A 26,308-nucleotide genomic window follows, 5' to 3' on the forward strand; every position below is an offset into this window, starting at 1 on the left:
CCTATGATCGGCTGTCAAGCGTCGAACTCCGTCGAAGTGGCCTCTGGCGGGTCGATAGATCGGATCTTTAGTGCCGAATTTGGTTCAGTCGGACGACTGTGCTGGCGAAGTCGCCGGTCGGGAGGCCGAGGGGCAGTCCGTGCGCGAGGAGCACCGCGCCGCTGTGCGTCCGCCCGGAATCCGGATCCAGGTACCGGTGAGCGGGAACGAGGCCGTCGAGCCGCAGCGGCCGGTCCGGCGTGGCGAAGTGCGCGGCCTGCCGGTAGGCGAAGACGACCACCCGGTCGTCCAGCACATACTGCAGCGCGATGAGCCCGTCGCCGGACGGCGGCCGCAGCCGGAACAGCGCGCCGTGCTGCACCACCGGCCGGATGTCCCGGTACAGCTTGATCATCTCGCGGGCGAGCTCGAGGTCCTCGGCCGGCCAGCGCACGATGTCGCCGCCGACGCCGAGCACGCCGGCCATCGCGACGTGGAAGCGGAACCGCAGCGGCGCCGACCGGGCGGTGACGAAGTTCGGGTTGTCGGTCACCCAGGCCGACATCGTGCGGGCCGGGTAGAGCTGGCCGTACCCGTGCTGGATCCGCAGCCGGTCGAGCGAGTCGGTGTTGTCCGAGGTCCAGACCTGGTCGGTGCGGGCGAGCACACCGAGGTCGGCGCGGCCGCCCCCGCCGGCGCACGACTCGATCCGCAGGCCCGGGTGGTCCGCCCGGAGCCGGTCCAGCAGTGAGTACACCGCCCTGGTGTGGTCGACCCACAGGCGATCGGGGTCCGCGGCACCCGGCCAGCCCGCCTCGCTGAACGGGCGGTTCATGTCCCACTTGAGGAAGTCGACGCCGTGCTCGCCGACGAGCCGGTCGAGCCACTCGTGCGCCCACGCGGCGACGTCGGGACGCGCGAAGTTGAGCACGAGCTGGTTGCGCAGCTCCGACCGGCGCCGGTGCGGGTGGTGCAGCACCCAGTCCGGGTGGGCGCGGTAGAGGTCGCTGTCGGGGTTGACCATCTCGGGCTCGACCCAGATGCCGAACCGCATGCCGAGCCCGTGCACGGCGTCGACCAGCGGCGCGAGCCCGTCGGGGAAGCGCTCGCGGTTGACGTGCCAGTCACCGAGGCCGGCGTGGTCGCCGGTGCGGGCGCCGAACCAGCCGTCGTCCATCACGAACAGCTCGACGCCGAGCGCCGCGGCCCGCTCGGCGAGGGCCCGCTGCCCGGCTTCGCTGACGTCGAATCCCGTTGCCTCCCAAGAGTTGTACAGCACCGGACGCAGTTCTTCCGGGTGCGGCAGGACGTGGTTCAAGACGTAGGCGTGCCAGGCGCGACTCGCCGCGCCGAAGCCGCCGCGGGTGTACAAGCCGGCGATCACCGGCGTGCTCAGCGGACGCCCCGGGCCGACGCGGTGCACAACACCGTCCTGGCCGAACCCGCCGCTGACCGTCAGCCGTCCGGTGAACGAGCGGGTGGTGGTCAGGCGCCACGACCCGCTCCACGCCAGCGCGACGCCGTAGACGTCGCCGTGGTGCTCGGTCGCCGTGCCGTCGTCGACCATGACCCACGGGTTGGCGTGGTGGCCGGTGATCCCGCGGCGGCTCGCGAAGACGGTTTCGCCGTGCGGCACGGGTTCCCGCTGCAGCTGGGTCTCCGCCGCCCAGCGGCCGGTGACGTGGCTGACCCGGTAGTCGTCGAGGACCGGGAGCGCCCAGGTCGCCGAGTCGGCCCGGACGACCTCGACGTCGGTGTCCGCGGTCAGCTCGGTCCAGCGTTCGAGGACGTCTGCACGCAGCCGGTAGTGAAGGGTGATCCGCAGCGGGTAGTGGCGGTCGGTGAACGCCAGCTCGAGGTGCCCGCCGGTGATGGTGTGGTTTTGGTACTGCCATTCGAGGCTACGCGTGCCGTCGCCGAAGCGGACCTGCAGTGCGGGTGTCCAGTACCGGGTGCCGCCGTCGGCGGCGAGCTCGTCGAGCCCTTCGTTCGGGTCGTTGAAGCCGTCCCACCAGGGAAGCGTTTTCCCGATGACCTCGGGCAGATCCCCATCGGACAGCGCAGGACCCCAGTAGATGTGGGTCGGGACGTCGTCTTCGTTGAGCCGCAACGCATACGTGCTCGACTCCCCGGTGAGCACCCACGTGCGGTGGTCCTCGAGGAAGCTGATCCCGGCCATGCGGGACATCCTGCTGCCGGGGCCGCCGGGCCGCCAAGAGGATGTCCCGCTGACCGGTCAAGGACGGTCGGTGAGGTACCCGCCCATGGTCTCGAAGTACTCGTGCGCGGCCAGCTCGGTGCCGTCGGCGGTGCGGACGCGCTCGACCCGCAGGCCGGGGGACTGGCCGCGGCGGGCGTCCGGCCCGGCCACGATCACCACGCCGTCACCCTCCTTGATGAAGATGCGGCCCGGGGTGCCGCCGTAGTGGCCTTCGGACACCGACGCCTGGAGAATGCGCAGCTCCTGGCCGCGGTGGTAGGCGAACGCGTTCGGGTACGGGTCGGACAGCGCACGCACGAACCGTTCGATGTCCGTGGGGGAGGACGTCCAGTCGATCAGGCTGTCGCGCTTCGCCCGCTTGTGGAAGAAGCTGGCCTTCGACCGGTCCTGCGGCACCGGCGTGTAGCCGGTCTCGATGAGCTGGATGGCCTCGGCGGTGATCGGCGCGATCAGGTCCACGGTGCGGTGGAACAGGTCGGTCGTGGTGTCGGCCGGCCCGACCGGGATCGCCCGCTGCAGGACGATGTCACCGGCGTCGAGCTCGCCGTCCATCATGTGGGCGGTGACCCCGACCTCGGGCTCGCCGTTGATCATCGCCCAGATCAGCGGGGAGAAGCCCGCGTAGGACGGCAGCAGCGAGTCGTGGATGTTCAGGGTGCCGTGGCGCGGCAGCTCGAAGATCTCCGGCGGCAGCCAGGTGCGCCAGTTGTTCGCCACGATCAGGTCGAGGTCCGCCGTCTTCAGCTCGGCTAGCAGCTCGGCGTCGTCCGGGCGGTTGCGCAGCAGGACGCGGATGCCGTTGGCCTCGGCGAGGTCGGCGACCGAGTCGGCCCAGATCCGCTCGTACGCGTGGTCGCTCTTCGGGTGGGTGACCACGAGCGCGACCTCGTGCCCCGCGTCGACGAGCGCTTGGAGGGTCCGGTGCCCCCACGTCTGGTAGCCGAACATCGCCACGCGCATTCGAAGATGCCTTTCCGTAGTCGGGGGACGAACATCACCACGAACGTACTAGGCGAGGCTCGCCTAAGTTAGGTTAGGGTTCCCTGAACGGTACCGGAGTGTGCGAGGGAGCGACATGACTGCAGAGGCCGGCGAACAGGTCCCGATCTACGACGTCGTCGGGGTGGGTTTCGGACCTTCGAACCTGGCTCTCGCGATCGCGCTGGCCGAGCACAACGCCGGCTCGGGGGAGCCGGTGACCGCGCACTTCCTGGAGCGGCAGCCGCGGTTCGGCTGGCACCGCGGGATGCTGATCGACACCGCGACCATGCAGGTGTCCTTCCTCAAGGACCTGGTCACCATGCGGAACCCGACCAGCGAGTTCAGCTTCCTGAACTACCTGCAGTCGGTCGGGCGGCTGGTCGACTTCATCAACCACAAGAACCTGTTCCCGCTGCGGGTCGAGTTCCACGACTACTTCGAGTGGGCGGCGGCGAAGGTCGACGACGTCGTCTCCTACGGCACCGAGGTCGTCTCGGTGACGCCGGTGTACGACGGCGAAGAGGTCGCGTACTTCGACGTGGAAGCCTCTGACGGCTCTTCGCTGCGGGCCCGGAACCTGGTGATGGGCACGGGTCTGCGGCCGCAGCTGCCCGAGGGCGTCACCGCGGGCCCGCGGGTCTGGCACAACAGCGAGCTGCTCTTCCGCGTCGAGGCCCTGCGCGGCACCGACCCGCGGCGGTTCGTCGTGGTCGGCGCCGGCCAGAGCGCGGCGGAGGTCGCGGCGCTGCTGCACGACGAGTTCCCGGACGCCGAGGTGTGCGCGGTGTTCGCGCGGTACGGCTACAGCCCGGCCGACGACAGCTCGTTCGCGAACCGGATCTTCGACCCCGACGCCGTCGACCAGTTCTACCGCGCGGGGGAGCCGGTGAAGGACCGCCTGATGCGTTACCACGGCGCGACGAACTACTCGGCCGTCGACGTCGACCTGATCGACGAGCTCTACCGCCGCGTCTACCGCGAGAAGGTGCTGGGGGTGGAGCGGCTGCGGCTGTTCAACGTCTCGCGCCCGGTCGAGGTGGCCGACACGGGCACGGCGGTATCGGCGACGGTCGAGTCGCTGACCACCGGTGAGCGCACGGTGCTGGCGGCCGACGCGGTCGTCTACGCGACCGGCTACCGGCCCGCGGACCCGACGCCGCTGCTCGGCGAGCTCGGCCCCCGCTGCTCGCGCGACGAGTCCGGTCGACTGCGCGTCGAACGCGACTACCGCCTCACCACGGAGCCGGTGCTGAGCGGCGGGATCTACCTGCAGGGCGGCACCGAGCACACGCACGGCATCACGTCGTCGCTGCTGTCGAACACCGCGGTGCGGGTGGGGGAGATCCTGCAGTCCATTGTGGACCGCCGGGTGGTCTCGGCGCCCGAGGGAGAGTACGCGGTCAGCGCCCGCTAAAGAATCGAACGCCCCAAGGCGGCCTTCGTTGCGTGTGACGCACCGAAGGCCGCCTTGGTTGCGTCTGACGCACCGAAGGCCACATTGGGGCGCTTCAGGGCCGCGCCGGCGCCGGGTGGTGACGGCTGATCGGGATCACCATCGGCGTCCCGCTGATCGGGTCCGGGGTCACCTGGCAACGCACGTCGAAGACCTCGTCGACGAGCTCCTCGGTGATCACCTCGACCGGCTTGCCCGACGCCACGATCCGGCCCGCCTTCATCGCGATCACGTGGTCGGCGTAGCGGCACGCCTGCGGGAGGTCGTGCAGCACCATGACGACCGTGCGGCCCTCGGCGCGGTTGAGGTCGACGACCAGGTCGAGCACGTCGATCTGGTGCGCCAGGTCGAGGTACGTCGTCGGCTCGTCCAGCAGGAGCACCGGCGTCTCCTGCGCGACGGCCATCGCGATCCACGCGCGCTGGCGCTGGCCGCCGGAGAGCTCGTCCACCGGCCGGTCGGCGAGGTCGGTCATCTCCGTGGCCGCCAAGGCCGCGTGCACCGCGCCTTCGTCCGATGTGGACCATTGCCGCCACCAGCTCTGGTGCGGGGCGCGGCCGCGGCCGACCAGGTCGGCCACCGTCATGCCCTCGGGCGCCACCGGCGACTGCGGCAGGATCCCGAGCCGCTGGGCGACCTGGCGGGTCGGCAGGTCGTGGATCGAGCGGCCGTCGAGGTACACCCCGCCGGCCTTCGGCGTCAGCAGGCGGGCGATCGTGCGCAGCAGCGTCGACTTCCCGCACGCGTTGGCGCCGATGATCGCGGTGATCTCACCCGGCGGGACGTCGAGGTCGAGGCCGTCGATGACAACCCGGTCGTCGTAGGCGACCCGTAGCCCCTCGACGCGCAACGAGGGTGCGTCCGATGTCATGTGTCAGCCTCCGGAACCGGATCGGTTGGCCCTGGCCAGCAGCCAGAGCAGCAGCGGGGCGCCCAGCACGCCGGTGACGATGCCGACCGGCAGCGCCGACGCCGTGATCTCGCGCGCGATGATGTCACTGCCCAGCACCACGACCGCGCCGGTGAGCGCGGACGCCGTGATCGGCGGGGACGACAGCCGGGCCAGCCGCTGGGCGATCTGCGGCGCCGTCAGTGCGACGAACGAGATCGGGCCCGCCGACGCCGTCGCGAACGCGACCAGCCCGGCGCCGGCCAGCAGCAGGCCCAGCCGCACCGGCTGCACCGGGGTGCCGAGGCCGGCGGCGACCTCGTCGCCGAGCTGCAGCGTGCTCATCCACCGCGACAGCGCGAGCACCAGCGGCAGCAGCACGCACAGCGCACCCAGCAACGGGATGACGTGTTCCCAGCCGCGGTTCGCGAGGTTGCCGACCATCCAGCCGATCGACGCCTGCGCCTCGGTGATCTGGGCCTTGCTCAGCAGGTAGTCGGTCAGGCTGGTGCACATCGCGAAGATCCCGATGCCCACCAGGAGGATCCGGTAGCCGGTGGTGCCGCGCCGCCAGGCGAGCGCGTACACCAGCAGCGCGGTGAACAGCCCGCCGAACAGGCCGAGCGTCGAGGTGCCGAGCCCGCCGCCGAAGCCGAACGAGATCCCGGCGACCACGGCGGTGGCCGCGCCCGCGTTGATGCCGATCATGTCCGGGCTGGCCAGCGGGTTGCGCGTGATCGTCTGGAACACCGCGCCGGACGCGCCGAACGCGATCCCGGCCAGCAGCCCGGTGAGCGCCCGGGGCAGCCGCAGTTCCTGCACGATGTAGCCGTTTCCGCTGTCACTGCCGCCGAAGAGGCCCGACAGGACGTCGGACACGCTCATCGGGACGTCGCCGATCGTCATGCCGACGCAGAACAGCACGAACGTCAGCACCAGGAGAACCAGGCAGACGACCAGCAGCCGGGGCCGGACGCGCGCCGACACCGGGGGTTTCTCGAGGCGGAACGTGACGCGGTCGCGGCGCACCTGCAGCAGGCTCATGTCACGCCTCCGCGAACTTGCGCCGGCGGACCAGGTAGATGAAGAACGGCGCGCCGAGGAACGCGACGATGACGCCGGCCCGGATCTCGCCGGGCCGCGCCAGGATCCGGCCGAGGATGTCCGCGGCCAGCAACAGGGACGGCGCGAGCACCGCGGTGTAGGGCAGCAGCCAGCTGTGGTCCGTGCCGATGACGAACCGCACCGCGTGCGGGACGATCAGGCCGAGGAACACGATCGGCCCGGCGACGGCGACGGCCGCGCCGGTCAGCAAGGTGATCGCGAGCGCGCCGCGCAGCCGCAGCGGGCCCAGCTTCCGGCCGAGCGAGATCGCGACGTCGTCGCCGAGGGCCAGGCTGTTCAGCGCCGGTCCGCTCGCGATCGCCAGCACCACGCCGATCACGAGGAACGGCAGGACCTGCAGCAGCGCGCCGCTGTCGACACCGGCGAGAGAACCCGCCGACCAGAAGCGGTAGCGGTTGAGCGCCACCGGGTCCGACAGCACCATCGCGCTGGTGAACGAAGCGAGCAATGCCGTGACGGCGGCGCCGGCGAGCGCGAGCTTGACCGGGCTCGAGCCGGCCCGGCCGCGCGTGCCCAGGAAGTAGACGACGGTCGTCGCGGCCAGCGCCCCGGCGAAGGCGAACCAGATGTAGCCGTAGGCCGAGCTGATGCCGAGCACGGTGATCGAAAACACGATCGCGAACGCGGCCCCGGCGCTGACACCGAGCAGCCCCGGGTCCGCCAGCGGGTTGCGGGTCAACGCCTGCATCACGCAGCCGGCGAGGCCGAGCCCGGCGCCCACCAGCACCGCGAGCAGTGTCCGCGGTATGCGGACACTGTGGATGATCACCGCGTCGGCCGAGCCGTCGTTGTGCCACAGCACCTGCCAGACGGCGCCGAACGAGATCTCCTTCGACCCCAGCCAGACGCTCAGCAGGCACAGGAAGACCAGGACGCCGAAGGCGGCCAGCAGACCGAGGGCGCGGCCCGTGTGTGGCGGGCGTCGCGTGAGAGCGATCCCTCCGGGGTCTGTTCGCACCGCACCTCCGACTGGTACTCATTTTAGGTAAGGCTAACCGATGGTACAGGAGTGCGTTCTCACCGTCGGTTTGTTAGGTTGCCCTAAGTACATGCCCGGTTCCGGGCGTCTTGAGCAGCAGGAGGCTGGTCTACCGGTGAGCAACGGTGACGCTGTGCAACAGATGGCGGAGCTCGGCTTCTGGCGTGACCGCCTCGCCTCGGCGCCGAAGGAGCTCCCGCTGCCGGTGGACCGGCCCTACCTCGCCGAACCCGCGCCACCGTCGGCTTCGGTCACCCGCGAACTCCCGATGTCGCTGGGCGACGACGCCGAGCTGATCGTGTTGTCGGCGTTCGTCGTCCTGCTGCACCGGTACGCGGGCACGGCCGACGTGGTGCTCGGCATCGGTTCCCTCGTGCCGCTTCGGGTCGACCTGGGCGGCTCGCCCGGTTTCGACGACGTCGTCGTGCGCGTGACCGAGGCTCGCGAGGAGGCCTTGGCGCACGAAGTTCCGTTCGGCGACCTGGTCGGGGAGCTGCAGCCCGAACGCGGCCGCGGCGGTTCGGTGGTTGTCAACGTCGGGTTCACCACCGAGACGTCGTTGCCGCTCGACTTGGTCCTCTCGGTGCGGGACGGTGTCCTCGAAGCCCGTTACCGCGGTGACGTCCTCGATGGGTCCACTGTGGACCGCATGCTCGGGCACCTCGAGCACCTCCTGGCCGCCGCGCTGAGCCGTCCACAGTGGCCGGTCGCGCGGCTGGACCTCGTGCCGGAGCCGGAACTGCGCCGGATCCTCGGCGAGTGGAACACCACCGGGCTCACCACGCCGCTGTCGACCCTGCCGGCGTTGTTCGCGGACCGCGTCCGGGAGGCGCCGGACGCCGTGGCGCTCGTCTTCGAGGACGAGGAGCTGACCTACGCCGAGCTCGACGCGCGGGCGAACCGGCTCGCCCACGTCCTGATCGGGCGCGGCGCCGGGCCGGAGCGGGTCGTCGCGCTCGCCGTGCCCCGTTCGATCGAGATGATCGTGGCCGAGCTGGCCGTGCTGAAGGCCGGCGCCGCGTACCTGCCGCTGGACCAGGACTACCCGGCCGAGCGGATCGCCTTCATGCTGTCCGACGCCCGCCCGGTGTGCGTGGTGACCACGAGCGACCTCGCCGACCGCTTCGACGGCGACGTCCTGCTGCTGGAGGAAATCACTCTCGACGACGCGCCGGCGACGGATCCGGCCGCGCAGATCGTGCCCGCCAATGCGGCCTACGTGATCTACACCTCCGGCTCCACCGGGCGGCCCAAGGGTGTTGTCGTGTCGCACGCGGGTGTTGCGAAGCTGGTGGCGACGCAGTCCGAGCGGTTCGGCATCGGCCCGCACAGCCGGGTGCTGCAGTTCGCGTCGCCGAGTTTCGACGTCGCGTTCTGGGACCTGTGCCTTGGCCTGCTGTCGGGCGGGCGCCTGGTGATCGTCCCCGCCGAGCGGCGCGTGCCCGGCCCCGAACTCGCCGAGTACGCCCACGCGAAGGGCGTCGACTTCATGATCCTCCCGCCGGCGCTGCTCGCCGAGTTCCCCGAGGACTGTGACCTGCCGCGGGACAGCGTGCTGCTGGCCGGCACCGAGCGGGTGTCGCCGGAGCTGGTGCGCCGCTGGGCGCCGGGCCGCCGGATGTTCAACGCCTACGGCCCGACCGAGGCCACGACCAACTCGACGCTCGGCCTGTGCGACCCGGCCGTCGCGCCGGGCTCGGCCGTCCCGATCGGCGTCCCGGACCCTGGTACCCGCGCGTACGTCCTCGACGCCCACCTCGCGCCGGTCCCGGTCGGGGTGGTCGGGGAGCTGTACCTCGCCGGATCCGGTTTGGCGCGCGGTTATCTCGGGCGGCCGGGGCTGACGGCGGAACGGTTCGTCGCCGACCCGTTCGGTTCGGGGGGCCGGCTCTACCGCACCGGCGACCTGGTGAAGTGGCTGCCGGACGGGCGGCTGGTGTTCCTGGGCCGCGCCGACGACCAGGTCAAGATCCGCGGTTACCGCATCGAGCTCGGCGAGATCGAGTCGGTGCTCGCCGAGCACCCGCGCGTCGGCCAGTCGGTCGTCGTCGCGCAGGACGGGCAGCTCGTCGCCTACGCCGTGCCGGTGCCCGACCGCGACCAGGCGGCCGAGCAGGGGCACGTCGAGGAGTGGCACGCCGTCCACGAAGAGATGCTCGCCGGCTCGACCGGCATCGAAGAGAACTTCGCGGGCTGGAACTCCAGCTACGACGGCTCGGACATCCCCCTCGAAGAGATGCGCGAGTGGCACGCGGCGACGATCGAGCGGATCAGCGCGCTGCACCCGAAGCGGGTCCTGGAGATCGGCGTCGGCAGCGGGCTGATCCTGTCGCGGATCGCGCCGGACGCCGAAACCTACTGGGGTGTCGACCTTTCCGAGAGTGCGATCGAGAACGTCCGGCGCGAAGTCGCCGCGATGCCGGAGCTGGCGAGCAAGGTCCACCTCGCCGCCCGCCCGGCCCACGACCTGGGTGAGCTGCCGGACGAGCCGTTCGACACGGTGGTCGTCAACTCCGTCGCCCAGTACTTCCCGAGCGCGGACTACCTCGCCGAGGTCGTCCGGACCGCCGCCGCCCTGCTCGCCCCGGGCGGGACGATCTTCCTCGGCGACATCCGCAACCTCCGCTCGCTGCGGGCGTTCCGCACCGCGGTCGAACTGCGGCACGATCGGGGTGACGTCGCCGCGGTCGACCAGGCCATCACCCGCGAGGGCGAGCTGGTCCTCGATCCGGACTTCTTCCCGGCGCTGGCCCGCGGCCTGGACGGCTTCGACGACGTCGACCTCTGGGTGAAGCGCGGCTCCGCGCACAACGAGCTGACCCGGCACCGCTACGACGTCGTGCTGCGGAAGGCGCCGAAGCCCGCCGCGGCCGAGGAGCAGGTTGTCGCGTTCGGTGATCTCGGTGCGGTGGAACGGTTCCTGGCCGCCGAGACGCCGGAGCGGCTGCGCGTCACCGGGGTACCGGACGCGCGGCTGTCCGGTGAACTGGCCGCCGTCCGCGCCCTCGACGCAGGTGATCCCGCGGCGGCGCTGGACGCGCTCGAACGCCGGGACGGCGTCGATCCCGAAGACCTCCACCGGCTCGGCGAACGGGCCGGCTACCGGGTCGCGGTGACGTGGGCGGCCGGCAGCGGCGAGCTGGAAGCCGTCTTCACCCGAGGTGATGGTGGCCCCGCCGCGTATCGGCCGGTGCGCGGCCAGGCGGGCACACCCGCGTCGTACGCCAACAACCCGGCCGCCCGGCGGGAGACCGGGGCACTGGTGGCGTCCCTGCGCTCGCACGTGCGGGACCGGCTGCCGCTGTACATGGTGCCGTCGGCGTTCGTCGTGCTGGACAAGCTGCCCGTGCTCGCGTCGGGCAAGCTCGACCGCAAGGCCCTGCCGAGCCCGGAGCGGTTCAGCGCCGGCCCGGGACGTGCGCCGCGTAACCCCGTCGAGCAGCTGTTGTGCGAGATGTTCGCGGACGTCCTCGGTGTCCCGCAGGCCGGCCCGGACGACGACTTCTTCGCCCTCGGCGGGCACTCGCTGCTGGCCACCCGGCTGATCCAGCGCATCCGCGCGGCGGTCGGCGCCGAGGTGCCGGTACGAGCGGTGTTCGACGCCCCGACCCCGGCCGCGCTCGCCGACCTGCTCGCCGGCGCCGTGACCGGCACCGAGCGGCGTCCGCTCACCCGCGTCACCGAGCGGCCCGAGCGGCTGCCGCTGTCGTTCGCCCAGCAGCGGCTGTGGTTCCTGCATGGGCTGGAAGGCGGGTCGGCGACCTACAACGTCCCGCTCGTCATGCGGCTGGCCGGTGAGCTGGACGTCGACGCGCTGCGGTCGGCGCTGAACGACGTGCTCGAGCGGCACGAAACCCTGCGGACGGTGTTCCCGGCCGCCGACGGTGTGCCGTACCAGCAGGTCCTGGCCGAAGGAACCGTGGCGCTGGCCGTCCGCCCGGTCACGGAGTCCGAAGTGGACGCACGGGTGGACACCCTGGTCCGCGGGGTGTTCGAGCTCGGCGCCGGGGTGCCGGTGCGGGCCGAGCTGCTGACCGTCGACGCCCGGCGGCACGTGCTGGTCCTCGTGGTGCACCACATCGCCGCCGACGGCTGGTCGTTGTCGCCGCTCTGGCGCGACATCGCCACGGCCTACCGCGCCCGCCTCCGCGGTGACGCTCCACAGTGGACGCCGTTGCCGGTGCAGTACGCGGACTACACACTCTGGCAACGCGAGCTCCTGGCCGGTGAGGAGACGGCGCAGCTCGACTACTGGCGTGAGGCGCTCGACGGCCTGCCCGAGCGGATCACCCTCCCGCTCGACCGGCCGCACCCGGCGGTGTCCGCCTACCGCGGTGAGTTCTTCACCTTCACCTGGGACGCCGGCCTGCAGGCCGGGCTGGGCGACCTCGCCCGGGCGTGCGGCGCCAGCCCGTTCATGGTCGTGCACGCGGGCCTGACCGCGCTGCTGTCCCGGCTCGGCGCCGGGACCGACATCCCGATCGGCACCCCGATCGCCGGCCGGACCGACCCGGCCCTGGACGACCTCGTCGGGTTTTTTGTCAACACGCTGGTGCTGCGGGTCGGCACCGGCGGTGACCCGACGTTCCGCGACCTGGTCGCGCGGGTCCGCGACCGCAGCCTCGACGCCTACGCCCACCAGGACGTGCCGTTCGAACGGCTGGTGGAAGCGCTGAACCCGGCCCGGTCGCTGGCGCACCACCCGCTGTTCCAGACCATGCTCGCCTGGCAGAACACCCCCGGCACCGGCGTGGAGCTGCCCGGGCTGACCGTCACCGAGCGGCCCGTCGGCACCGGCACCGCGAAGTTCGACCTCTGGTTCTCCCTCACCGAGCGGGCGGACGGCATCCACGGCCAGGCCGAGTTCAACACCGAGGTGTTCGACCGGGCCACCGTGACCGGGATTCTCGACCGCCTGGAAGTGCTGCTGCGCCAGGTCGTTTCCGCGCCGGACCGCCGGCTCGGCAGCCTGGACGTGCTCACCCCGGCCGAGCGCGACGGCCTGGCGGCGACCTGGTCGGGGGCCGTCGAGGACGTTCCCGCGGTCACCGTGCCCGAGCTGTTCGCCGCCCAGGTGGCGCGTACCCCGGACCACCCGGCCCTGGCCTTCGAGGACGAGGAGCTGACCTACGCCGAGCTGGACGCCGTCTCGAACCGCCTCGCCCGGGTGCTGGCCGAGCGGGGCGCCGGGCCGGAACGGGTGGTCGCCCTGGCGCTGCCACGTTCGACACACCTGGTGACGGCCATCCTCGCCGTGCTGAAGACGGGCGCGGCCTACCTGCCGCTTGATCCCGGCTACCCGGCCGACCGCATCACGTTCATGCTCGAGGACGCCGCTCCGGCGCTGGTGCTGGCCACCGCGGAGACTGCTCTGCCGGGTGCCTTGCTGCTTGACGACCCGGACACGCTGAGCGGGACCCCGGACGGGCCGCTGACCGACGTCGCGCTCCGGCCGGAGAACCCGGCGTACGTCATCTACACGTCCGGTTCGACGGGCCGCCCGAAGGGTGTTGTCGTGCCGCACGCGGGCATCGTCAACCGGCTGCTGTGGATGCAGGACGAATACGGCCTGACCGCCGACGACCGGGTGCTGCAGAAGACACCGTCCAGCTTCGACGTCTCGGTGTGGGAGTTCCTCTGGCCGCTGGTCACCGGCGCGACCGAGGTGCTGGCCCGGCCCGACGGCCACAAGGACCCGGCCTACCTCGCCCGGCTGATCCGCGAACGCGGGATCACGACCGTCCACTTCGTCCCGTCGATGCTGCAGGTGTTCCTGCAGGAGCCGACGGCGGGGGAGTGCACGAGCCTGCGCCGGGTGCTGTGCAGCGGGGAGGCCCTGCCGGCCGACGCGGTTGTGCAGTTCGGGCAGGTCCTGACCGCCGAACTGCACAACCTCTACGGCCCCACCGAAGCGTCGGTCGACGTGACGTCGTGGCGCACGTCCACCGAGGACACGACCGTCCCGATCGGACGTCCGGTATGGAACACCCGCACCTACGTGCTCGACGCCGCTCTGCGGCCGGTGCCGCCGGGCACCCCGGGCGAGCTGTACCTGGCCGGCGTCCAGCTGGCCCGGGGCTACCTCGGCCGCGCCGGGCTGAGCGCGGAGCGGTTCGTGGCCGATCCCTTCGGTGCGCCGGGGGAGCGGATGTACCGCACCGGCGACCTCGCCCGCTTCCGCCCCGACGGCGTCCTCGAGTTCCTCGGCCGCGGTGACGAGCAGATCAAGATCCGCGGCTTCCGGGTCGAGCCCGGCGAGATCGCCGCGACCCTCGCCACGCACGACGACGTCGCGCACGCCGTGGTCGTCGCCCGCGAGGACCGCCCGGGCGACGTCCGCCTGGTCGGTTACGTCGTGCCTGCCGACGTCGAGGCGACGCCCGACGCCGAAACCGAGCAGGTCGGCGAGTGGCGTGAACTGTATGACTCGATGTACTCGGGCGCGACCGACGAGTTCGAGGGCTGGAACTCCAGCTACACCGGCGAGCCGATCCCGCGGGCCGAGATGCGTGAATGGCGGGACGCCATCGTCACGCGGATCCGCGAGCTCCGGCCGCGGCGCGTGCTCGAAATCGGTGTCGGCACCGGCCTGCTCCTGACCGAGCTGGCGCCGCACTGCGAGTCCTACTGGGGCACCGACTTCTCCGCCGAGGTCATCACGGCGCTGGGCGAGCGGGTGGCGGCCGACCCGGTGCTCGCGGACCGCGTCGAACTGCGCACCGGCGACGCCGCCGACGTCACCGGTCTGCCGACGGGGTTCTTCGACACGATCGTCCTCAACTCCGTCGTCCAGTACTTCCCGAGCGGGACCTACCTCCTGGACGTCCTGCGGAAGGCCCTCGCCCTGCTCGCGCCGGGCGGGTCGCTGTTCGTCGGCGACGTCCGCGACCTGCGCCAGGTCCGCGCCTTCCACACCGCGGTCGCCGAAGCCCGCGGCGGCGACGTCGAACAGAACCTCCTGCGGGAGAAGGAACTCCTCGTCGCGCCGGAGTTCTTCGCCGGGCTCGACGGCGTCACCGCCGACATCCGGGTCAAGCGCGGCCGCGGGGTCAACGAACTCACCCAGTTCCGCTACGACGTTGTCCTTCACCCGGCCGCCGTCGAGAGCCCGGAGGTCGAGGAGCTTACGTGGGGCACCGACGTGTCCACCGTGGACGAGGTCGCCGCGCGGCTCGGCGACGGTCCGCTCCGCGTTGACGGCGTCCCGAATGGACGCACCACCGAAGGTGTCAACCCGCAAGACTGGTACGACCTCGGCGACGCGCGGGGCTACCGCACGGTCGTCACCTGGGCGGCTGAAGGTGACGGCTCGGTCGACGTCCTGTTCACCACCGGGGAAACCGCCGGTGTTTTCCGGCCCGGCGCCGGACCACTGCTTTCCTACACCGGCAACCCGGGCCGCTTCCGCCGGATCAGCACCCTGACCGCGGACCTGCGGGCGCTGGCCGCCGACCGGCTGCCCGAGCACATGGTGCCCTCGGCGATCGTGGTCCTCGACGCGCTCCCGGTGACCGCCAACGGCAAGCTCGACCGCCGCGCGCTCCCGTCACCGGACCCGGTGGCGCCGACGTCCGACCGCGAACCGCGCACCCCCGTCGAACGGCGGCTGTGCGAGCTGTTCGCCGACGTCCTCGGCCTGCAGCGGGTCGGTCCGGACGACAGCTTCTTCGCCCTGGGCGGCCATTCCCTCCTGGCCACCCGGCTGATCGCCCGCATCCGCACCACCCTGAACGCCGAGCTCGAAGTCCGGTCGGTGTTCGAGAGCCCGACCGCCGCGGGCCTGGCCGCGCTGCTCGCGACCGGCACCGGGACCGCGCGCCCGCCGCTCGTCCCCGTGGACCGGCCGGAGCTGGTGCCACTTTCCGGTGCGCAGCAGCGGCTGTGGTTCCTGCACCACCTCGAAGGGCCGTCGGCCACCTACAACGTCCCGCTGATCATGCGCCTCGAAGGCGAGATCGACGTCGACGCGTTGCGGACCGCACTGTCCGACGTGGTCACCCGGCACGAGGCGCTGCGGACGCGGTTCCCGCAGCACAACGGCGTTCCGTACCAGGACATCCTCCCGGCCGGCGAGGTCGACCTGCCGGTGCGGGAGGTCACCGACCTCGACGCCGCGCTCACCGGCCTGGTGCGCGGTTCGTTCGACCTGGAACGCCACGCGCCGATGCGTGTGGAACTGCTGCGGCTGAGCGACCGCGAGCACGTGCTGGCCCTGGTGTTCCACCACATCGCCTCCGACGGCTGGTCGATGGCGCCGCTCTGGCGCGACATCGCCACCGCCTACGCGGCCCGGCTGCGCGGAGAACGCCCACAGTGGACGCCGTTGCCGGTGCAGTACGCGGACTACACGCTGTGGCAGCAGGACCTGCTCGGCACCGAAGACGACCCGGACAGCGTGCTCAGCGCCCAGCTCGACTACTGGCGGGACACCCTCGACGGCCTGCCGGACCGGATCGAGCTGCCCCTGGACCGGCCGCACCCGGCCACCGCGACCTTCCGCGGTGAGCTGCACACCTTCGCCTGGGACGCCGACCTCCACACCGGACTGGCGGCACTGGCCCGGGAATGCGGCGCGAGTGTGTTCATGGTGGTGCACGCAGCCCTCGCCGCCCTGCTCACGCGGCTCGGCGCGGGCACCGACGTCCCGATCGGCTCGCCCATCGCGGGCCGCACCGACCAGGCGCTCGACGACCTCGTCGGGTTCTTCGTCAACACGTTGGTCCTGCGGGTCGACACCGCCGGCGAGCCGTCGTTCCGCGACCTGGTGGCGCGGGTCCGCGAACGCAACCTCGACGCTTACGCGCACCAGGACGTGCCGTTCGAGCGGCTCGTCGAGCTGCTCAACCCGGCGCGGTCGCTGGCCTACCACCCGCTGTTCCAGGTGATGATCGCCGGCCAGAACAACACCCGCGCCGAGGTGACCCTGCCCGGCCTGACCGTCACCGAAATCCCGGTGACCACCGGGACGTCCAAGTTCGACCTGTCGATCTCGCTGACCGAGCGCGAAGCCGGGATCGCGGGTGTCCTGGAGTTCAACGCGGACGTCTTCGACCACTCCGGTGCGAACGCGATCCTGCGCCGCCTCGAAGTGCTGCTGCGTGCGGCGCTGGCCGAGCCCGACCGCCCGGTCGGGGCCCTCGACCTGCTGGCCGGGGACGAGCGCGACCAGGTCCTGACCCGATGGGCGGGGTCCCTCGAGCCGGCGGGCACCGAGACGTTCCCCGGCTTGTTCGCCCGGCGCGTCGCGGAAGCGCCTGACTCCGTGGCGCTCGTGTTCGAGGACGTCGAGCTGACATACGCCGAGGTCGACGCCCGCGCCAACCGGCTCGCGCACCTGCTGGCCGAGCGGGGCGCCGGGCCGGAGTGTGTGGTCGCGCTGGCCGTGCCGCGGTCGATCGACATGATCGTCGCGGAGCTGGCCGTGCTCAAGGCCGGTGCCGCGTACCTCCCGGTCGACGTCGACTATCCCGGTGACCGCATCGCCTACATGGTCGAGGACGCGGGCCCGGTCTGCGTCGTGACGACCCGGGAGATCGAAGCGAAGCTGCCCGCGGGGATTCCGCGGCTGCTGCTCGACGATCCCGCGCTGGACGGAATGTCCACTCGGGACCCGAGCGTGGTGGTCAAGCCGGAAAACGCGGCGTACGTGATCTACACGTCCGGCTCGTCCGGGCGGCCGAAGGGTGTTGTCCTCCAGCATTCGGGTGTCGCGAAGCTGGTCGCCACGCAGGTCGAGCGGTTCGGCATCGGCCCGCACAGCCGGGTGCTGCAGTTCGCGTCGCCGAGCTTCGACGTCGCCTTCTGGGACCTGTGCCTCGGCCTGCTCTCCGGCGGCCGGCTGGTCGTCGTGCCCGCCGAGCGGCGGGTCGCGGGCCCGGCGCTGACCGAGTACGCACACCAGCACGGCGTCGACTTCATGATCCTGCCGCCCGCGCTGCTCGACGCCATGCCGGAAGACTGCGACCTGCCACGGGACAGCGTGCTGCTGGCCGGGACCGAGCGGGTGTCGCCGGACCTGGTCCGGCGCTGGGCGCCGGGGCGGCGGATGTTCAACGCCTACGGCCCGACCGAGGCCACGACCAACTCCACCCTCGGTGAGAGCGACCCGGTCGAGCTCGCGGACGCGACGGTCGTCCCGATCGGCATCCCCGACCCCGGCACCCGGGCGTACGTGCTCGACGCCGGACTGCGGCCGGTCCCGCCGGGTGTGGTGGGGGAGCTGTACCTCGCCGGATCGGGCTTGGCGCGCGGTTATCTCGGGCGGCCCGGGTTGACGTCGGAGCGGTTCGTGGCGGATCCGTTCGGCTCGGGTGGCCGGCTCTACCGCACCGGTGACCTGGTCAGGTGGTTGCCGGACGGGCGGCTGGTGTTCCTGGGGCGCGCCGACGACCAGGTCAAGATCCGCGGTTACCGGATCGAGCCGGGGGAGATCGAGGCCGTGCTCACCGAGCACCCGGCCGTCGGGCAGTCCGTGGTGCTCGCGCAGGACGGGCGGCTCATCGCCTACGCCGTGCCGGCGGCCGGCCGCGACGAGGAAGCCGAGCTGGACCACGTCGGCGAGTGGCGTGAGCTGCACGAGAACGTCTTCACCGACGCGGCTTCGGGCGGACTCGAAGAGAACTTCACCGGTTGGAACTCCAGTTACGACGGCTCGGAGATCCCCCTCGAAGAGATGCGGGAGTGGCACGCGGCGACGATCGAGCGGATCCGTTCCCTCGCGCCGAAGCGGGTCCTCGAAATCGGTGTCGGCTCCGGCCTGATCCTGTCCCGGATCGCGCCGGACGCCGACGAATACCGGGGTGTCGACCTGTCCGAGAAGGCGATCGCCAACCTCCGGCGGGAGCTCGCGGGGACACCCTTCGCGGACAAGGTCCACCTGGCGGCGCGGCCGGCCCACGACCTCGGTGAGCTGCCGGACGAGCCGTTCGACACGGTGATCGTCAACTCCGTCGCGCAGTACTTCCCGAGCGTCGAGTACCTCGCCGAGGTGATCCGGACCGCCGCCGCGCGGGTCCGGCCGGGCGGCGTCGTGTTCCTCGGCGACATCCGGAACCTGCGCTCGCTGCGGGCCTTCCGCACGGCGACGGAACTGCGTCACGGCCGCCGTGCCGCGGCGGCGGTCGACCAGGCCATCGCGCGTGAAGGCGAGCTGGTGCTCGACCCGGACTTCTTCTCGGCCCTGGCTCGCGAGCTGGACGGCTTCGACGACGTCGACCTGTGGGTCAAGCGCGGCAAGGCGCACAACGAGCTGACCCGGCACCGCTACGACGTCGTGCTGCGGAAGGCGCCGAAGCCGGCTCCGGCCGACGAAGACGTCGTCACGTTCGAGTCCGTCGCGGAACTGGAACGGCTCCTCGAAGCGCACCCGGCCCGGCTGCGGGTCACCGGGGTGCCGAACGCCCGGCTGTCCGGGGAGCTGGCCGCCGTCGCCGCTCTGGCCGAGGGGGATCCGGACGCGGCATTGTCCGCTTTGGACGCCGAGCCGTCCGGAGTGGATCCCGAGACGCTGCAGGAACTGGGCGCTCGGTTCGGCTACCGCGTCTATGCGACGCTGACCGCCCACGAGGGTTCGCTGGAAGTCGTGTTCACCACCGGTGAGCCGACGCGGATCCACCGTGCCCGCCCGGTCCGGGCCGCGCTCGCCACCCTGGGCAACCACCCGGCCGGGCAACGGGACACCAGTGCGCTGGTGACGGCCCTGCGGGCGCACGTCCGCGACCGGTTGCCGCAGTACATGGTGCCCTCGGCGTTCGTCGTGCTGGACCGGCTGCCGCTGCTCGCCTCCGGCAAGCTCGACCGCCGGGCGCTGCCCAGCCCGGACAAGCAGGCGGTCACCGCCGGCCGCGCGCCGCGGACCCCGGTCGAGGAAGTCCTCTGCGGACTGTTCGCCGAAGTTCTCGACGCCTCTTCGATCGGCGTTGACGATGACTTCTTCGCCCTCGGCGGGCACTCATTGATGGCGACGCGGCTGGTCGCGCGGGTGCGCGCGGTGTTCGGTGTTGAGCTGCAAGTGCGGTCAGTCTTCGAGACTCCGACGGTCGCGGGGCTCGCCGCCCTCATGTCCACATCGGAATCCGCGGTGGCGCGGCCGGCGCTGGTGCGCGCCGAGCCGCGGCCGGACGTGCTGCCGTTGTCGTTCGCCCAGCAGCGGCTGTGGTTCCTGCACCGGCTCGAAGGCCCGTCGGCGACCTACAACATGCCGACCGCGGTCCGGCTGACCGGCGAGCTCAACACCGACGCGCTCCGCATCGCGCTGTCCGATGTGGTCGAACGCCACGAGGCGCTGCGCACCGTTTTCCCCGAGATCAACCGTGAAGCCCGGCAGCTGGTCCTCGACGACGTCACGATCCCGCTGCCCACCCGCACGGTCACGAACGCGACGCTCGCCGACGCCGTGTCCGAAGCGGCTCGCACGGTGTTCGAGCTGGAGTCCGAGATCCCGCTGCGGGCGGAGCTGCTCCGCCTGGGCGCCCAGGAGCACGTCCTGGTGCTGGTGTTCCACCACATCGCGTCGGACGGCTGGTCGACCGCGCCGCTGTGGCGGGATCTCGCGACGGCCTACACCGCGCGCCAGGCAGGCGAGGCTCCACAGTGGACACCACTGCCGGTGCAATACGCGGACTACACGCTGTGGCAGCGGGACGTCCTCGGTGAGCCGGTGATCGAACCGCAGCTGGACTACTGGCGCGAAGCCCTCGCGGGCCTGCCCGAACGGATCGAGCTGCCGACTGACCGGCCCCACCCGGCGGAGGCCTCCTACCAGGGGGAACAGTTCGCGTTCGGCTGGGACGCCGAGCTCCACAGCGGGCTCGTCGACCTGGCCCGCGCGTGTGGCGCCAGTGTGTTCATGGTGGTCCACGCCGGCCTCACCGCGGTGCTCACCCGGCTCGGCGCGGGCACCGACGTCCCGATCGGCACGTCCATCGCCGGCCGGACCGACCAGGCCCTCGACGACCTCGTCGGCTTCTTCGTCAACACCCTGGTGCTGCGCGTGGACACCGGCGGTGACCCGTCGTTCCGCGACCTCGTCGCCCGCGTGCGGGACCGCAGTCTTGACGCCTACGCCCACCAAGACGTCCCGTTCGAACGGCTCGTGGAGGCGCTGAACCCGGTCCGGTCGCTCGCGTACCACCCGCTGTTCCAGACGATGCTCGCCTGGCAGAACAACGCCGTCGCCGACCTCGCGCTCCCCGGGCTGACCGTCGCGGAGGAGCCGGTCCGCACCGGCACCGCGCGGGCCGACCTGGTGTTCTTCGTCGGCGAGCGGCCCGGCAACCAGGCCGGGATCCGCGGCACCGCGGAGTACAACAGCGACGTCTTCGACCGCGCGAGCGTCGAAGCGATCCTCGGCCGGCTCCGGACGCTGCTGCGGGCCGCCGTCGCCGACCCGGACACCCGGATCGGCACGATCGACCTGCTCACCGACGCCGAACACGAGCGCCTCGCCGCCGACCCCGCGACGCCGCTTCCCGCGGAGACGACCGCGGAGCTGTTCTCGGCTCAGGTGGCCCGGACACCGGATGCGACGGCGCTGGTGTTCGGCGCCGAGCGGCTCACCTACGCGGAGCTGGACACGCGGGCCACGACCCTCGCCCGGGCGTTGCTCGCACGCGGTGCCGGGCCCGAGCGGGTGGTGGCCGTCGCGCTGCCGCGGTCGGCCGACCTGGTCGTCGCGCTCCTGGCGGTGCTCAAGACCGGCGCCGCCTACCTGCCGCTGGACCTGAACCACCCGGCCGAGCGGGTCGAGCTGATGCTCACCGATGCCGAGCCGCACCTGGTCGTTGCTGAGGACGGCTTCGAGGATCGGCTGGTGCGCCCCGGCGACACCGGGCCCGAACCGGCGTGGCCGTCGATCAGCCCGGACAACCCGGCGTACGTGATCTTCACGTCCGGCTCCACGGGACGTCCGAAGGCGGTCGCGGGGACCCAGCGCGCGCTGGCCAACCGGCTGCACTGGGGCCGCGACCTCGCCGAAGGCGTACGCGTGGCCAAGAGCGCGCTGACGTTCATCGACGGCTCGACCGAGCTGCTCGGCGGGCTCGTCGCGGGCGACCCGGTGGTCCTCGCCGACGACGTGACGGCCACCGACCCGCACGCGCTCGCCGAACTCGTGCGGACGTCCGGTGCCCAGGTGCTGACGGTCGTCCCGAGCCTCCTCGACAGCTTCGCCGAGGACGCCCCGGCCGACGCGTTCACCTCGGTGACCACGTGGATCACCAGCGGTGAGCCGCTTTCCGCCACCCTCGCCGAGAAGGTGGCACGGCGGTGGCCGTCGGCGAAGCTGGTCAATCTGTACGGCTGTTCCGAAGTCGCGGGCGACAGCCTGGCGCAGGTCTGCGGGCCGGTGGCCATCGGGCGGCCGGTCGCGAACACCCACGCGTACGTGCTCGACGCGGCCCTCCGGCCGGTTCCGCCGGGCGTCCGCGGCGAGCTGTACCTGGCCGGCGCCGGCCTCGCGCGCGGTTACCTCGGCCGGCCGGCGCTGAGCGCGGAACGGTTCGTGGCTTCGCCGTTCGAGCCGGGGGAGCGGATGTACCGCACCGGCGACCAGGTCCGCCGGCGGACCGATGGCGCGCTGGAGTTTCTGGGGCGCGCGGACCAGCAGATCAAGATCCGCGGCTTCCGCGTCGAGCCGGGTGAGGTCGAAGCCGTGCTGACAGCGGACGCCTCGGTGGCACGGGCGGTCGTGATCGCCCGCGAGAACCGGCTGATCGCCTACGTCGTGCCGTCCGGGGACAGCGTCGATCCGACCGCGTTGCGGGCCTCGCTCGCCGCGCGGCTGCCGGAGTACCTGGTGCCGTCGGCGATCGTGGTGCTGCCCGAGCTGCCGGTGAACGTCAACGGCAAGCTCGACCGCGCAGCCCTGCCCGACCCGGAGGTCCGCACCTCCGGCCGGGTCGCGCGGACCCCGGCCGAGCAGGCGCTGTGCGAGCTCTTCGCCGACGTTCTCGGTGTCCCGGCGGTCGCTCCGGACGACGGGTTCTTCACCCTCGGCGGGCACTCGCTGCTGGCGACGCGGCTGGTCAGCCGGATCCGCGCGCTGCTCGGCGTCGAGGTCCCGATCCGCGCGGTGTTCGACGCACCGACCCCGGCGCGCCTCGCGGAACTCCTGGATCCCGGGCGCCGCAACCGGCCCGCGCTGGTGCCGGCGGCCCGTCCGGAGACCCTGCCGCTGTCGTTCGCGCAGCAGCGGCTGTGGTTCCTCGACCGCCTGGACGGCTTGAGCGCGACCTACAACATCCCGTGGGCGTGGGAGCTGACCGGACCGGTCGACACCGGCGCGCTGCGGGCCGCACTGGGCGATGTTGTCACCCGGCACGAGATCCTCCGCACGATCCTGGTCGAGGACCACGGCACACCGAGCCAGGTGGTGCTGCCGCCGGGCGACGACCGCGCCCGGCCGGTGCTGGTCACGGAAACGACGGCCGACCTCGACGAGAGCGTCACCGCCGCGGCGTCGTACTGCTTCACCCTCGACGCCGAGATCCCGGTGCGCGCGACGCTCGTGTCGGCCGGGCCGGAGCGGCACGTGTTCGTGCTGCTGGTGCACCACATCGCGGGTGACGGCTGGTCACTGCCGCCGTTGAAGCGGGACCTCGACACCGCGTACGCCGCGCGCCTGCGCGGTGAGCGTCCACAGTGGACGCCGTTGCCGGTGCAGTACGCGGACTACACGCTGTGGCAACGGGAGATGTTCGGCCGCGCCGACGACCCGGACAGCCTCCTCGGCCGTCAAGCCGCGTTCTGGCGGGACACCCTGGCCGGGATCCCGGACGAGCTGGCGCTCCCGGTGGACCGGCCGCGCCCGGCGCGCTCGACCAACCGCGGCGCCACCGTGCCGTTCACCGTGCCCGCCGAGGTCCACCGCGGCCTGCGCGAACTGGCGCTCGGCAGCAACACCAGCACGTTCATGGTGCTGCAGGCGGCCCTCGCGACCCTGCTGACCCGGCTCGGCGCGGGCACCGACGTCCCGCTCGGCACCCCGGTCGCCGGCCGCACCGACCACGCGCTGGAGGACCTCGCCGGGTTCTTCGTCAACACCCTGGTGCTGCGCACCGACACCGCCGGCGACCCGACGTTCCGCGAGCTCCTGGACCGCGTCCGCGAGGCCGACCTCGCCGCCTACGCCCACCAGGACCTGCCGTTCGAGCACCTCGTCGAGCTGCTCAACCCGGCCCGGTCGCTGGCCCGGCACCCGCTGTTCCAGGTCATGCTCGCGGTCTACCACTCGGGCTCGGAGCCCGAACGGCTGCTCGGGCTGGACGCGGCCTACCGGGACACCGGGCTGCGGCAGGCGAAGTTCGACCTGTCGTTCGACCTGGTCGAGACGACTGAGGGCATCGAAGGCGACCTCGAGTTCAGCCTCGACCTCTTCGACGAACCGACCGCCCGGACGCTCACCGAGCGGCTGGTGCGGCTGATGACCGCCGTGGTCGCGGACCCGGACCGGCGGCTGAGCCGGATCGACGTCCTCGACCCGGCCGAGCGGCGCCGCATCGTGCGCGAGTGGGGCGCCGGGGAACCACTGACCACCGCGGCCCCGACGGTGGTCGACCGGCTGGCCGCGCAGGTGGCGGCGACGCCGGGGGCGACCGCGCTGAGTGATGCGGACTCGAGCGTCACCTTCGCGGAGTTCGCGGGGCGGACCGACCGCCTCGCTCGGTGGCTGGCCTCGCAGGGCGCGGGTCCCGAGAAGGTCGTGGCGCTCGTGCTGCCGCGGTCCGCGGCCGTCGTCGAGGCGATCTTCGGCGTGTTCAAGGCGGGCGCGGCGTACCTGCCGGTGGACCCGGACCAGCCGGCTGACCGGATCTCGGCGATCCTCGCCGACGCCGGTGCCGCGCTGGTGCTGACCAGCCGCGCATTGGCCTCGCCGGTTCCGGGCGCGCTGTTCGTCGAGGACATTGTGGACACTGATGCGGCGCTGACCCCGCCGTCGCCCGCGAACCCGGCGTACGTGCTGTACACGTCCGGCTCGACGGGCAAGCCGAAGGGCGTGGTCATCCCGCATTCCGGGCTGGTGAACCTGTTCCACAGCCACCGCGAGACGCTCTACCGCCCGGCGGTGGCCGCGGCGGGCGGGCGGCGGCTGCGCGTCGGGCACGCGTGGGCGTTCTTCTTCGACGCCTCCTGGCAGCCGCAGCTGTGGCTGCTCGACGGGCACGAGGTGCACGTCGTCGACGACGACGTCCGCCGCGACCCCGACCGGCTGGCCGCGGTGGTGCGGGAGCGCGGGCTCGACTTCCTCGAGCTCACGCCGTCGCACTTCGCGCAGCTGGCCGCGGCCGGCGTGGTCGAGGACGGGACGTGCGCGCTGGGTGTGGTCGGTGTCGGTGGTGAAGCGGTGTCCCAGGCTCTGTGGGAATCGCTGCGGTCGATGCCCGGCACGGAGGCGTACAACCTCTACGGCCCGACCGAGGCGACCGTGGACGCGCTCGTCGGGCGGTTCTCGGACGCGGACCGGCCGGTGGTCGGGCGTCCGGTGCACAACGCCCGGGCGTACGTCCTCGACGGCGGCCTGACCCCGCTCCCGGCGGGCGTGCCCGGCGAGCTGTACCTGGCCGGCGCCGGGCTGGCCCGCGGCTACCACGAGCGTCCGGCGCTGACTGCCGAACGGTTCGTCGCCGACCCGTTCGAGCCGGGGGAGCGGATGTACCGCACCGGCGACCTGGTGCGGTGGCGGCCCGACGGTCAGCTCGAGTACCTCGGCCGTACCGACGACCAGGTCAAGATCCGCGGCTTCCGGATCGAGCCTGGTGAGATCGAGACGGCCCTGGCCCGGCACGACGACGTGGAGCAGGCGCTCGTCGTCGTCCGCGAAGACCGGGACAAGCGGCTGGTCGCCTACACCACCCCGGCGCACGCGGATCCGGCACGGCTGCGGGAGTTCGTGGCCCGGTCGCTGCCGGAGTACATGGTGCCCGCGGCGATCGTCCCCCTCGAAGCGTTCCCCGTGACGCGCAACGGGAAGCTCGACAAGGCCGCGCTGCCGGTGCCCGAGTTCGAGGCCCGGGGCCGGGCCCCCGAAACACCGCTGGAGAAGACCCTCTGCGAAGTCTTCGCGGAGGTGCTGGACGTCGCCGCCGTCGGCGCCGACGACGACCTGTTCACCCTCGGCGGTCATTCCATGCTGCTCGTGGTCCTGCGCACCCGGATCACCGAGCGGACCGGGACCGAGCTCCCGATCGCCGAGTTCTTCCGTACCCCCACCGCGGCCGGGCTGGCCGCCCTGCTGACCGACAACCGAGGAAGCTGATGCAGCGCACCCTGATGAACGCCAAGATCCACCGCGCCACGGTGACCCAGGCCGACCTGCACTACGTCGGGTCCCTGACCATCGACGCCGACCTGATGGCGGCAGCGGACATCGTCGAGGGCGAGCAGGTCCAGATCGTCGACATCACCAACGGCGCCCGGCTGGAGACCTACGCGATCACCGGCGAGCCGGGTTCCGGCGTGATCGGCATCAACGGCGCGGCCGCGCACCTGGTGCACCCCGGTGACCTGGTCATCATCATCACCTACGCCCAGGTCGAAGAGGCCGAGCGCGCCGGGCACCGGCCCCGGGTGGTGCACGTCGACGCCGACAACCGCCAGGTCCACCTCGGACACGACCCCGCGGAGCCGGTTCCTGGCGCGGAAGCGCAGTTGTCCGGTCGGAATTGACGCAGGTGGGGGTGGACA

8 protein-coding genes are annotated in these 26,308 nt (G+C 72.1%); 3 read left to right on the forward strand and 5 right to left on the reverse strand.

All coding sequences use genetic code 11. The features are described from left to right. Window positions 1–67: 67 nt before the first annotated feature. Window positions 68–2,158 carry an alpha-galactosidase gene (locus tag ACIA5G_RS32680; RefSeq protein ID WP_395930183.1) on the reverse strand — a complete coding sequence of 697 codons (2,091 nt, stop codon included), beginning with the start codon at window positions 2,156–2,158 and terminating at the stop codon, window positions 68–70. Between the two features lie 57 nt (window positions 2,159–2,215). After that, window positions 2,216–3,160 carry a methionyl-tRNA formyltransferase gene (locus ACIA5G_RS32685; RefSeq protein WP_395930185.1) on the reverse strand — a complete coding sequence of 315 codons (945 nt, stop codon included), beginning with the start codon at window positions 3,158–3,160 and terminating at the stop codon, window positions 2,216–2,218. A gap of 115 nt (window positions 3,161–3,275) precedes the next feature. Between ACIA5G_RS32685 and ACIA5G_RS32690 the strand changes: the two genes are divergently transcribed. Beyond that, on the forward strand, window positions 3,276–4,595 hold the full coding sequence (locus tag ACIA5G_RS32690; protein ID WP_395930187.1) for a lysine N(6)-hydroxylase/L-ornithine N(5)-oxygenase family protein: 1,320 nt from the start codon (window positions 3,276–3,278) through the stop codon (window positions 4,593–4,595). Window positions 4,596–4,689: 94 nt separating this feature from the next. Here ACIA5G_RS32690 and ACIA5G_RS32695 read toward each other — a convergent pair whose 3' ends face one another. Genes ACIA5G_RS32695 through ACIA5G_RS32705 form a run of 3 tightly spaced genes read right to left on the reverse strand, consistent with a single transcriptional unit; the run spans window position 4,690 to window position 7,606 of the window. Further along, window positions 4,690–5,505, reverse strand: a complete 816-nt coding sequence (locus ACIA5G_RS32695; RefSeq protein WP_395930189.1) for an ABC transporter ATP-binding protein — start codon at window positions 5,503–5,505, stop codon at window positions 4,690–4,692. A 3-nt stretch (window positions 5,506–5,508) separates the two neighbouring features. After that, complete coding sequence (locus ACIA5G_RS32700) at window positions 5,509–6,567, reverse strand: FecCD family ABC transporter permease (protein ID WP_395930191.1); 1,059 nt, start codon at window positions 6,565–6,567, stop codon at window positions 5,509–5,511. A 1-nt stretch (window position 6,568) separates the two neighbouring features. Continuing rightward, on the reverse strand, window positions 6,569–7,606 hold the full coding sequence (locus ACIA5G_RS32705) for a FecCD family ABC transporter permease (protein WP_395930193.1): 1,038 nt from the start codon (window positions 7,604–7,606) through the stop codon (window positions 6,569–6,571). 136 nt (window positions 7,607–7,742) lie between these two features. Here ACIA5G_RS32705 and ACIA5G_RS32710 point away from each other — a divergent pair, with 136 nt between their 5' ends. Further along, window positions 7,743–25,880 carry an amino acid adenylation domain-containing protein gene (locus ACIA5G_RS32710; RefSeq protein WP_395930195.1) on the forward strand — a complete coding sequence of 6,046 codons (18,138 nt, stop codon included), beginning with the start codon at window positions 7,743–7,745 and terminating at the stop codon, window positions 25,878–25,880. After that, on the forward strand, window positions 25,880–26,290 hold the full coding sequence (gene panD / locus ACIA5G_RS32715; protein WP_395930197.1) for an aspartate 1-decarboxylase: 411 nt from the start codon (window positions 25,880–25,882) through the stop codon (window positions 26,288–26,290). The genes ACIA5G_RS32710 and panD overlap by 1 nt, the downstream gene beginning before the upstream one ends. Window positions 26,291–26,308 lie beyond the last annotated feature (18 nt).

Source organism: Amycolatopsis sp. NPDC051758, assembly GCF_044453095.1.
Taxonomy (GTDB): domain Bacteria; phylum Actinomycetota; class Actinomycetes; order Mycobacteriales; family Pseudonocardiaceae; genus Amycolatopsis.